The sequence below is a fragment of the Mesorhizobium sp. M7A.F.Ca.CA.003.01.2.1 genome, from assembly GCF_003998945.1.
GTDB classification, from domain to species: Bacteria; Pseudomonadota; Alphaproteobacteria; order Rhizobiales; family Rhizobiaceae; genus Mesorhizobium; species Mesorhizobium ciceri.
In genome coordinates this window covers 1-9,659 of sequence record NZ_RZRA01000079.1, presented here as the reverse complement: position 1 = coordinate 9,659, position 9,659 = coordinate 1, and the positions used below count along the sequence as shown (strand labels likewise).

Below are 9,659 nucleotides of genomic sequence, written 5' to 3'. Positions count from 1 at the left end.
TGGTGAACCTCACCTATCGCAATGTGGCCGCGCTGCAGAAAGCGCGCCAGATGGTGCAAGCGGGCGAGATCGGCACGGTCAGGCATGTCGAGGCGTCCTACCTGCAAAGCTGGCTGGTGTCGAAATTCTGGGGCGACTGGCGCACCGATCCGAAATGGCTGTGGCGGCTGTCGCGCGGCCACGGTTCCAATGGCGTGCTCGGCGATGTCGGCATCCACATCCTCGATTTCGCCAGCTATGGCGCAGCCGTCGACATCGACCATGTCTTCTGCCGGCTGCGCGCCTTCGACAAGGCGCCCGGCAACCGCATCGGCGACTACGGACTCGACGCCAATGACAGCTTCGCCATGACGCTGGATTTTTCCAACGGCGCCTTCGGCGTGGTGCATGCCAGCCGCTGGGCAACAGGCCATCTCAACGAACTGCGTCTGCGCATCTATGGCGAGAAGGGCGGCATCGAAGTGGTGCACAATCTCGACGGTTCGACGCTCAAGGCATGCGTGGGGGAGAATGTCGAGAACGCCATATGGGAAGAGCTCGACCCCGGCACGGTGGAGACCAACTACCAGCGTTTCACTGACGCGGTGCGCACGGGCGTGCAGGCCGAACCGTCCTTCCGCCATGCGGCCGAATTGCAGAAGGTGCTGGATCTGGCCGTGGTGTCGGACGAGAAGCGGGCCGAGCTGAGAGCGAACGCGGAAACGCGGTGAGGGCTCGCACCTCGCGCCCATACCGCAGTAGCTGGAAGGGGCCGAGTTCTGTCAGACTCCCCTCTGGCCTGCCGGCCATCTCCCTCGCAAGGGGGGAGATCGGCAGCTTCAATTGCTGCGCCTGGTAAGTCATCAGTGCCCGCCTCCTGATCCGTGTCAGGTGGCTTCAGGGGCCGGTCACGAGCGAAAAAACCAGTTTCTGCAAATTGCCGCCATTGCCGAATTCTATACGGTCGAAGTCGCGGCTTGCCTGCACCCGCGCCTTCGAGATCGCGTCGAGCCGCTTGACCACCTCGGCCCTGGTCTTGCTGCATTTGGGATCGTCGGCGACGGTCAGGCCGTCCGTCGCGGCTTGGATGTCGTGGACCATCTGGACCATGCTGGCGCCATGCACCTTCTCATGGGCGGCGACGCCGGCGATGAAGGTGTCCCAGTTCTTCTGGACGGCGGGCGGGAGGGAGCGGGAGGGTTTCGGCAAAGTGTAGGTGACGATCAGCTTCGGCCGCCCGGCCGTCAGCACGCAGTCCTTGCCGCTGGGCTTGTAATCCCTTAGCCCCCAGGTCAGCTTGAAATTGGTGTAGGCGATGGCGCGGGCAATGCCGAGCTTTGGCCCTTTCTCGCCGATCGAGCGGTAGAGTTCGGCGCCGGACTGGCCCGAGATCGCGTAGGGCTCGATCTTCTCGACCGGCTTCCACTCGGCATGAGCGGTGAGCGGCAAGGCCAGCAGGGCGGCAAAGGACAGACACAGGCGAATGCAGGCTCTCAATCCAACTCTCCGCGAAACAGGACCGGCTGCCGCAAGGGGCAATGCCATCGGATCGCTTTTTCCTATATGCTTGCGACGGGCGCTGCAAATGCCCTGAAGGCAGTTGGGGGAGCCATGAGAGTTGCACATCTCGTCGTCGCCGGTGCGGTAGCGGTCCTGCAGGCCGCGCAACCGGCGTTTGCCGCGTCGTGCGGCGGCTGGAGCGCCAGGATGGAGGAAGACGAGGGCGGCAGCGTGCTGACGGCCTCGGTCTGCGGCGGGCCGAAAGGCGATGCGTATCTGATGCTGACCTGTTTCGACACGCCGGTGCTGAGCTACGATCTCGGCGCCAACGGCCGGCAATTGGAGCCTGGCATCAGCGGTTCGTTCGCGTTCAAGGCCGACGGCAAGACGGTAACTAAGGCGCTGCAGCTGGAGGCCATGTACAACTACTTCGTGGTCAACCTGGCGAAAGCCGATCCGCTGCTCGACCTGTTGCGCGGCAAGGGCGATGTGTCGGTCAGTTCAGCCAAATATGGCGAGATCAGCTTTCCGCTGAAGGGTTCAAGCGCGGCCATCGGCAAGGTGCTGGCGCAGTGCGGCAAGGCCCAGCCCGCCGATGGGGATTGAGGACTTCGTCATCCGAAGGCCTCCGAGACGGAGCTGCGCTCCTGCTTCGCCCTAGGATTGTTTGAGCAGGATCAGGTAGTTTGGCGGCCGGGACTGCGGCCCATCACCCCACCCAGTCGTACCGTCGCGGCCATCAGTTCCTCGTCCGAAAACCCGGAAAAACCCAGCACCAGGCCTTGCCGGGACGCCCCGCCGATGAACATCGAGGACAAGGCCCTGGCGCCGACACCTGCCGCCTTCGCCGCCTCGACGATCGCCGTGTCCGGCCCGGCGTGCTTCAGCGTCGCCATCAAGTGCAGCCCCTGTTCGGGCACGGTTACCTCGAGGGCATCGCCGCAATGCGTCTCGAGGCCGGCGACCAGCACGTCGCGCGCGGCTTGCACCCGGCGGCGCACGCGCCTGAGATGCGCGGCGAAATGGCCCTCGTTCAACAGGTCGGTCAGCGCGCCTTCGGCCAGCGTCGAGGGGAAGCGGTCGGAGCGCGCCCTGACCGCCATCACGGCATCGAGCAGCGCTTCGGGCACCACGACATAGCCGATGCGCAGGCCGGGGAAGAGGATTTTCGAGAAGGTGCCGAGATAGGCGACACGGCCCGAGCCGTCCATGCCCTGCAGCGAGGTCAGCGGCGGGCCGGCATAGCGGAACTCGCTGTCGTAATCGTCCTCGATGATCCAGGCATCGTTGCGCCGCGCCCAGTCGAGCAAAGCGAGACGGCGGCGCATCGTCATCGTCACGCCGAGCGGATATTGATGCGAGGGCGTGACATAGGCCGCGCGCGCCTTGGAGCACAGGCTTTCGCCGATCTCGGGATCGAGCCCTTCCGCGTCGACGGGTACGCCAAAAACCGTGGCCCCGCTGCCGGCCAGCACGGCGTGCGCCATGGGATAGCAGGGGTTTTCGATCCAGACGGCATCGCCGGGACGAAGTGCTGCACGCACCAGGAGATCGAGCCCCTGCTGCGTGCCCGACGTCAGCACGATCTGGCCGGCGTCGCAGCGCACGCCGCGTGCGGTCCTGAGATAGGTGGCAATTGCCGTGCGCAGCGGCAGGCCGCCGCGCGGGTCGCCATAGCGGAAATGCTCCGGTCCGGGGCGGGGGAGGGGGCGCGACAGAAGGATGCGAAACATATCAAGCGTGCGCGGATCGGAGACCGCAACGCCAAGGCCGCAAGGTAGCGACGCCGCGACGTCGATCTCCGCTGGACGCGGCTTGATCAGCGTCAGCGGCAGATGCGGCACATCAGGCGCGACGAAGGTGCCGGCGCCGACCTTGGCGACCGCAAACCCCTCCGAGATCAGCATTTCGAAACAGGCAACCGCCGCCGAACGCGACAGGCCGAAGCGCTGTGCGAGATCCCGGGTGGTCGGGAGTTTCGCCCCGGTGGCCAGCGCGCCGGTCTCGATCAGCCGCCTGAGCGCCGCATAAAGCTCGCGGCTGCGCGGGCCGTCGCCCGGCAGGACCGGGATCAGCGCCGACCAATCCGGAAAATTGGTCCGGTTTTTCTTCATGGGATTGGTTCTTTTATCGACCAATGTCATGGCGCATGGTTGGCAGACGACAACCAAGGATGCAAGCCGTGAACGACACGCCAGCCAGTTTTCCGACCACCAGCCGCAACCGCGTCAAGCGCCTGCACGAGCGCGGCAGCTACGACCATGCGGCAGTCTTCGCGGTGCTGGATGCCGGGCTGCTGTGCCATGTCGCCTATACGTTCGATGGCCAGCCCTATTGCACGCCGACCATCCACTGGCGCGAGGACGACATGCTGTACTGGCACGGCTCGTCGGCCAGCCGCATGCTGCGCAATCTGCGCGGCGGCACGCCGGCCTGTCTCACGGTGTCGCATCTCGACGGGCTGGTGCTGGCGCGCTCGGGCTTCAACCATTCGGCCAACTACCGCTCGGCGATGTGTTTCGGCACGGCGCGAATCGTCGACGAGCCGCAGGAGAAACTGAAGGCGCTGGCCGGCGTCGTCGACCGTTTCTATCCCGGCCGGAGCGAGACCCTGAGGCCGATCTCGGCGCAGGAGGCCAAGGCGACGACGGTGATCGGCATGCGTATTGAAGAGGCATCGGCGAAGGTACGCGCCAAGGGCGTCGGCGACGACGAGGAGGATTACGGGCATCCGGTTTGGGCCGGCGTCATCCCGGTGCGGATGGTGGTCGGCGCCGCCGAGCCGTGTCCGAGGCTGATGCCTGACATGGAGCGGCCGCGGAACCTGGCTGGATATGCCGAGGGCGCGCGGCTCGATGAGGCGCTGACGCAGGCGCAGCGGGTTTATGAGGGCGAAGTTTAGCCCGCGCCTAGTGGGAACGTATTCAAATCTTGCCGCTGCCGCCGCCTCGCGATATCTCGACACCATGATCACCTTCCGCCGTGCGCAGGCCTCCGACCTGCCTGATATCGTGGCCATGCTGGCCGACGATCCGCTTGGCGCCGGCCGCGAGGACGCTTCCTTGCCGCTGGCGCAAGGTTATGTCGACGCTTTCAACGCCATCGACGCCGATCCCAATCAGCTGCTGGCGGTGGCCGTGGATGGCGGCGAGGTGGTCGGCACCTTGCAGGTAACTTTCCTTGCCGGGCTCTCGCGCAAGGGCGCGTGGCGCGGCCAGATCGAGGCGGTTCGGGTCGCCGGCCACAGGCGCTCGGACGGCATCGGCAGGCAGATGATCGAATGGGCGATCGACGCGTGCCGCGCGCGCGGCTGCGGCCTCGTTCAACTGACCACCGACAAAGGGCGGGCGGACGCGCATCGTTTTTACGAAAGCCTCGGCTTCACCGGCAGCCATCTCGGCTACAAGAAGAGCCTTTAGGCGGTCGGAAAACGCTGCAACACTTTTGTGGAACTGCTCGCGGCGTTCGAGCAGTGCGCCAGTGCTGGCGCATTCGGGAAACCGTTCAGGCACACTTCAATTCGCGGCCAAGAGGGGATATAGGTCAGTCAAGTTGACCTATATTGCAGCGTCGGGGAGGCGTGCCGTGACCCTTATGAACCTGTTGGCTTCGCGCTCGTCGCGCATGAAAGCGTCCGAAATCCGCGAGCTGCTGAAGCTGCTCGACCAGCCGGACATCATCTCGTTTGCCGGCGGTATTCCCGATCCGGCGCTGTTCCCGGCCGAGGCGATCCGCGACGCCTATGCCGATGTGCTGGGTGGCGCCGAGGCGGGCGCGGCGCTGCAGTACCAGGTCTCGGAAGGCTATCTGCCTTTGCGGCGCTGGCTCGCCGGGCAGATGGGCAAGCTCGGCGTCGCCTGCGACGAGGCCAACATCTTCATCACCTCCGGCTCGCAGCAGGCGCTGGATTATCTCGGCAAGCTGTTCCTGTCGCCGGGCGACACCGCGCTGGTGACGTGGCCGACCTATCTCGGCGCGCTGCAGGCTTTCAACGCCTATGAGCCGCGCTACGACCGGCTGACCCCGGCCGGCGGCAACATGACGCCCGATGCCTATCGCGCGGCGGCGGCCGCCAATGGCGGCAAGGCCAAATTCGCCTATCTGGTGCCGGATTTCGCCAACCCGACCGGCAACACGCTGAACCGTGAGCAGCGCGAGGCGGTGCTCGACCTTGCCGGCGAACTCGACATCGCCGTCATCGAGGATGCCGCTTACCGCGCGCTGCGCTATGACGGCGAGGGCGAGCCGCCGATCCTGGCGCTCGATTGTGCCCGGTCCGGCGGCATCGACAAGGCGCGCACGCTCTATTGCGGCTCGTTCTCGAAGATCCTGTCGCCGGGCATGCGGGTCGGCTGGGTGTGCGCGCCGCGCCACATTGTCGAGAAGCTGGTGCTGATGAAGCAGGCTTCGGACCTGCACAGCCCGTCGATCAACCAGGTGGTGATGCATCGCGTCGCCGAAGCCGTGTTCGAAGGCCAGGTGGAAAAACTCATCGACGCCTATCGCGAGCGCCGCGACGGGCTGCTCTCGGCACTGGAAGCCCACATGCCCGAAGGCGTGACCTGGAGCCGCCCGGAAGGCGGCATGTTCGTCTGGGTGACACTGCCGGAAGGGGCCGACGCCACCGAGCTTCTGGCTCGGTCGGTGAAGGAAGCGCGGGTCGCCTTCGTGCCGGGCAACGCCTTTTATGCCGATGGCACCGGGCGCAACACACTGCGGCTGTCCTTCACGCTCGCCGACCGGCGCGCGGTGAGCGAAGGCATTCCAAGGCTAGCCGCCATCCTGAAGGGATAGGCCGGCGCTGGAAGCCGGCTTTTCCTCCGCCGTTACAGTCACCAGCCGCTCAAGCTTTGAAAGCCTGGTGCGAGCGAGCTTGCGGACCGGCCTTTCGAAACCTTCTTCGCCGTTTTCGACGACGAAGACCAAGGTCATGAAATCGAGCATGAATTCGTCGATGGCTGCCGCGACCTCGCGCGACCTGCCCTTGAACCGGCGCAGCAGAGCGGTTGCTTCCTCGATATCGTCGACACCGGCGCTGTCGACCAGCGCTTCGAGCCTCTGAAAACAATCCAATCGCAATTCCTCCCACCGCGCCACCAAACCCGGTTGCGAGCGGAAGGTTCCAAACTGTGAGTGGTCTCGCGAAGAAATCGCCTCCACTGCTTGAATTCCGCGGACGGGCCATCGGCAATTTTTTTGTTCGGGTGGAACCTCCGCGGCCAACAAAGGTTCTTACCAGGTCTGATCCCCCCTCAGACCCCTGAAGGCTAGACATGCTTTCCAAAGGCCCGCCGGATCCCCTCCCGGTGGGCCCTTTGTCTGCTGGGAAGTATCCGCATTGACGACGCCCTATCCCAACCTAAATTCGAACCCACACGAGGAGGCGTTTTCATGGAAACCCAGGAATTGCATCGCGGCCGGCTCATCGACCACATCCAACTGGTGGTCAGAAACCTCGCGGCCAGCCGGCGTTTCTACGAGGCGGTCCTGCAGGCGCTCGATGTCCCGATCGGCGGTAGCGGCGCCGACTTTTTCTGGGCCGACGAGCTGTTTGTCTCCACTGCCGACAGCCGGGCCGCACAGGGAAAACTCACCGGCCGCCATCACCTGGCTTTCCAGGCAAGGGACCACGCCATGGTCGACGGCTTCTACAAGGCCGGGCTGGCGGCCGGCGGCACGGACAATGGCGCGCCGGGCGAACGGCCCTATCACCCCGGCTATTACGCCGCCTTCCTGCTCGATCCGGACGGCAACAACATCGAGGCCGTCCATCACGGCCCGCATCGTCGCAGCGCCGCTTCGGTGAAGATCACCTTCTAAGCTGCCGATATTCAGCCGGCCGGGATCGCGGACGCATGGGCGATGCTGGAGAGAGGCTGCCTTGCGTTGCCAGATCGGTGGCCCCGATGCTAACCGTGCAAATGGCGGGCGGGAATCGGTCCCGAAGCAACGTCCGCCACAAATTTTCAATAAAACTCCCCTTACCCCCGTGGAGATATTTTTTTTATGCAAAACCCAGCAAGGGCGATCTGTGCCGCCACGCTTCTATTTGCAATCGGGGCCGTTGGCCTCACAAGTATATCATCTTTTGCTTATATTTCATCGGCGCAGGCCCAGGAGGAATATCTTCCGACCGAGAAGGATTTTGTCGGCAAATGGAAACTCAACGGCGGAGCCATCCGGCCGCCGCGCGATATGAAGGATGCGCCGACACCGGAACAGGAAGCGGCCGCCAGTGAGTTCCAGCAGACGGTGACCGCGTTTTACGGGGCGTTCGATTATCTGGAGATCACGGCGGACGGCCGCTACAATTTTCACCAGCCCGGGGATCCGACGTCGGGGCCTTGCGTCTGGTGCGGAACCTGGTCGTTCAGCAAGAGTTCGGCGTGGCTCGAGCTGGATACGGCGCCCCGGCTGGATATCTACGCCAAGGACGGCGACATGCAGATGACCTACACTGTCGAACCCTACGAAAAATCGAAATATGCGTGGCTGGTTTTCGGCTGGGCGAAGGCCGAGTAGGCGGCGCGCAGCATTCACCACGTTCGTCATCCTCGGGTCTCCGCGACGGAGCTTCGCTCCTGCTCCGCCTGTGGATGACGAAGGCGGGAGAGGCTTCCGCTAACCCCGGAGTCAGCGATGGTTGACCGAAACGGAAGATGACATCTTCTGGGTCGCGCCACTGAATGTCACGGCTTTTCATCCATCTCGTATCCTCGTATACGAGATGGAACCAGCCGACCGAGGAGACCGCATGAGCCCGCCGCCTGAAACCGTGCCGTTTTTCAGCCAGTGGGAAACGCCTGACATGACGCTGGACGTGCTCGCCGACGGCGCGGATGTTGCGCTCAGGCGCGATCCGCTGTGGAGGCGATCCGGGGCGGAGACCCTCGACGAATACGCAATCTGGGCCGCCAACATCTGCGGCATGGCCTGCCTCAAGATGATCCTGGCCAGCCGCGGCGAGATCGTGCCGACGATCGAACTTGCCAGGCGCTGCACCTTATATGGCGGCTATGTCGTCAATGAGGGATCGATCAAGGGGCTGATCTACGCGCCCTTCGTCAGCTTCGTGAAGGAAGCCTTCGGCCTGCGCGCCGAGGTGATGACCAATGTCGCCACATCAGACATTCCGGCGATCATGCAGCGGACGCGCTTCTTCATCGCGTCGGTCAGCAGCTCGATCCGCTGGCCCGAGCGAGAGCCGCCCTCGAAGGGCGGCCATCTGGTGCTGATCACCGCGGCATCCGACGAAGGTTTCCGCTTTCACAACCCGTCCGGCCATGAGCCCGCCACACAGGCAGACGCAGTGTTGTCACCGGCCGATTTCGACCGCTTCTTTGCCAATCGCGGCATTGCCGTCGCCATTTGATTTTTTGACAGTCGAGGGATTTCGATGACCGACAAGACAAGAGTGGCCATCCTCTATGGCGGGCGTTCGGCCGAGCACGACGTGTCGCGCCTTTCGGCCGCCAATGTGCTGAAGGCGATCGACCGCACGCGCTACGATATCGTGCCGATCGCCATTTCGCGAGGCGGCAGGTGGCTGCTGCAACAACTCGATCGCGCCGCGGCGATCGGCGATGAGGCGGCAGGGGCGCCGGCCTCCGAAGACGGCCCGGAGGTTGCTTTGTTGCCCGGAGGCAAGGGCCGGCTGGTTGCGGTGTCGCGGGATGGTACGCAGCCTGAGCTGCCCCCCATCGACGTCGTGTTCCCGGTGCTGCACGGGCCGTTCGGCGAGGACGGCTCGGTGCAGGGCTATGCCGAGGTCGCCGATGTCGCCTATGTCGGCTGCGGCATTCTCGCCTCGGCCGCCGCCATGGACAAGGACGTCGCCAAGCGGCTGATGCGCGAGGCGGGACTGGCGGTTGCCCGCTCCGTCACCGTGCATCGAAACGGCAAGCATTCCTTCCAGGAGATTGCCGGGACGCTCGGCCTGCCTTTCTTCGCCAAGCCGGCGCGCCAGGGCTCGTCCTTCGGGGTCAGCAAGGTGAATGACAGGGACGGCTTCGAGCAGGCCATCGACACGGCTTTCCGCTACGACGGCAAAGTGTTGATCGAGGAATTCGTCGAGGGCCGCGAGATCGAGTTCTCGGTGCTGGAGCGCGCCGACGGGTCGCTGACGGTGTCGCTGCCCGGCGAGATCATTCCGGCCGGCAAGCACGGCTTCTACACCTATG

General features: G+C 64.5%; 12 protein-coding genes. 9 read left to right on the top strand and 3 right to left on the bottom strand.

Annotated features, from left to right (window positions below; all coding sequences use genetic code 11):
* Positions 1-710 (top strand): Gfo/Idh/MocA family oxidoreductase (locus EN969_RS05770; RefSeq protein WP_164758154.1); only part of this gene is annotated, 710 nt, incomplete at its 5' end.
* A 166-nt stretch (positions 711-876) separates the two neighbouring features.
* Here the strand turns inward: EN969_RS05770 and EN969_RS05765 are convergent.
* Positions 877-1,476: a DUF922 domain-containing protein gene (locus EN969_RS05765; RefSeq protein WP_063168572.1), complete on the bottom strand. Its 600-nt coding sequence runs from the start codon at positions 1,474-1,476 to the stop codon at positions 877-879.
* A gap of 114 nt (positions 1,477-1,590) precedes the next feature.
* On the opposite strand from EN969_RS05765, the gene EN969_RS05760 reads away from it, so the two are divergent.
* Complete coding sequence (locus EN969_RS05760; RefSeq protein ID WP_224621167.1) at positions 1,591-2,085, top strand: hypothetical protein; 495 nt, start codon at positions 1,591-1,593, stop codon at positions 2,083-2,085.
* 71 nt (positions 2,086-2,156) lie between these two features.
* Here EN969_RS05760 and EN969_RS05755 read toward each other — a convergent pair whose 3' ends face one another.
* Entirely contained in the window at positions 2,157-3,593 is a 1,437-nt protein-coding gene (locus EN969_RS05755; RefSeq protein WP_127419018.1) for a PLP-dependent aminotransferase family protein, read from the bottom strand.
* Between the two features lie 35 nt (positions 3,594-3,628).
* On the opposite strand from EN969_RS05755, the gene EN969_RS05750 reads away from it, so the two are divergent.
* The 3 genes from EN969_RS05750 to EN969_RS05740 all read left to right on the top strand — a co-directional run bounded on the left by EN969_RS05750 (position 3,629) and on the right by EN969_RS05740 (position 6,273).
* Positions 3,629-4,381, top strand: a complete 753-nt coding sequence (locus EN969_RS05750; RefSeq protein WP_063168570.1) for a pyridoxamine 5'-phosphate oxidase family protein — start codon at positions 3,629-3,631, stop codon at positions 4,379-4,381.
* A 64-nt stretch (positions 4,382-4,445) separates the two neighbouring features.
* Positions 4,446-4,898 carry a GNAT family N-acetyltransferase gene (locus tag EN969_RS05745; RefSeq protein ID WP_063170279.1) on the top strand — a complete coding sequence of 151 codons (453 nt, stop codon included), beginning with the start codon at positions 4,446-4,448 and terminating at the stop codon, positions 4,896-4,898.
* A gap of 175 nt (positions 4,899-5,073) precedes the next feature.
* Positions 5,074-6,273: a PLP-dependent aminotransferase family protein gene (locus EN969_RS05740; protein WP_032807972.1), complete on the top strand. Its 1,200-nt coding sequence runs from the start codon at positions 5,074-5,076 to the stop codon at positions 6,271-6,273.
* On the opposite strand, the gene EN969_RS05735 is transcribed toward EN969_RS05740, so the two are convergent.
* Positions 6,250-6,552 carry a hypothetical protein gene (locus EN969_RS05735; protein WP_224621166.1) on the bottom strand — a complete coding sequence of 101 codons (303 nt, stop codon included), beginning with the start codon at positions 6,550-6,552 and terminating at the stop codon, positions 6,250-6,252. The two genes, EN969_RS05740 and EN969_RS05735, sit on opposite strands and share 24 nt — an antisense overlap.
* A gap of 318 nt (positions 6,553-6,870) precedes the next feature.
* Between EN969_RS05735 and EN969_RS05730 the strand changes: the two genes are divergently transcribed.
* The 4 genes from EN969_RS05730 to EN969_RS05715 form a co-directional block, all read left to right on the top strand.
* A complete protein-coding gene (locus EN969_RS05730; protein WP_013530756.1) occupies positions 6,871-7,299 on the top strand; it encodes a VOC family protein in 429 nt (142 codons plus the stop codon).
* 186 nt (positions 7,300-7,485) lie between these two features.
* On the top strand, positions 7,486-8,001 hold the full coding sequence (locus EN969_RS05725) for a hypothetical protein (protein ID WP_013530757.1): 516 nt from the start codon (positions 7,486-7,488) through the stop codon (positions 7,999-8,001).
* Positions 8,002-8,233: 232 nt separating this feature from the next.
* Positions 8,234-8,851: a C39 family peptidase gene (locus EN969_RS05720; protein WP_024501618.1), complete on the top strand. Its 618-nt coding sequence runs from the start codon at positions 8,234-8,236 to the stop codon at positions 8,849-8,851.
* Between the two features lie 24 nt (positions 8,852-8,875).
* On the top strand, positions 8,876-9,659 hold a 784-nt coding region (locus EN969_RS05715), incomplete at its 3' end, for a D-alanine--D-alanine ligase family protein (protein ID WP_164758152.1).

Coding starts and splice junctions, on each gene's coding strand:
- EN969_RS05760 (WP_224621167.1), top strand. CDS start 1,591: ATGAGAGTTGCACATCTCGTCGTCGCCGGTGCGGTAGCGGTCCTGCAG.
- EN969_RS05755 (WP_127419018.1), bottom strand. CDS start 3,593: ATGAAGAAAAACCGGACCAATTTTCCGGATTGGTCGGCGCTGATCCCG.
- EN969_RS05750 (WP_063168570.1), top strand. CDS start 3,629: ATGGTTGGCAGACGACAACCAAGGATGCAAGCCGTGAACGACACGCCA.
- EN969_RS05745 (WP_063170279.1), top strand. CDS start 4,446: ATGATCACCTTCCGCCGTGCGCAGGCCTCCGACCTGCCTGATATCGTG.
- EN969_RS05740 (WP_032807972.1), top strand. CDS start 5,074: ATGAACCTGTTGGCTTCGCGCTCGTCGCGCATGAAAGCGTCCGAAATC.
- EN969_RS05730 (WP_013530756.1), top strand. CDS start 6,871: ATGGAAACCCAGGAATTGCATCGCGGCCGGCTCATCGACCACATCCAA.
- EN969_RS05725 (WP_013530757.1), top strand. CDS start 7,486: ATGCAAAACCCAGCAAGGGCGATCTGTGCCGCCACGCTTCTATTTGCA.
- EN969_RS05720 (WP_024501618.1), top strand. CDS start 8,234: ATGAGCCCGCCGCCTGAAACCGTGCCGTTTTTCAGCCAGTGGGAAACG.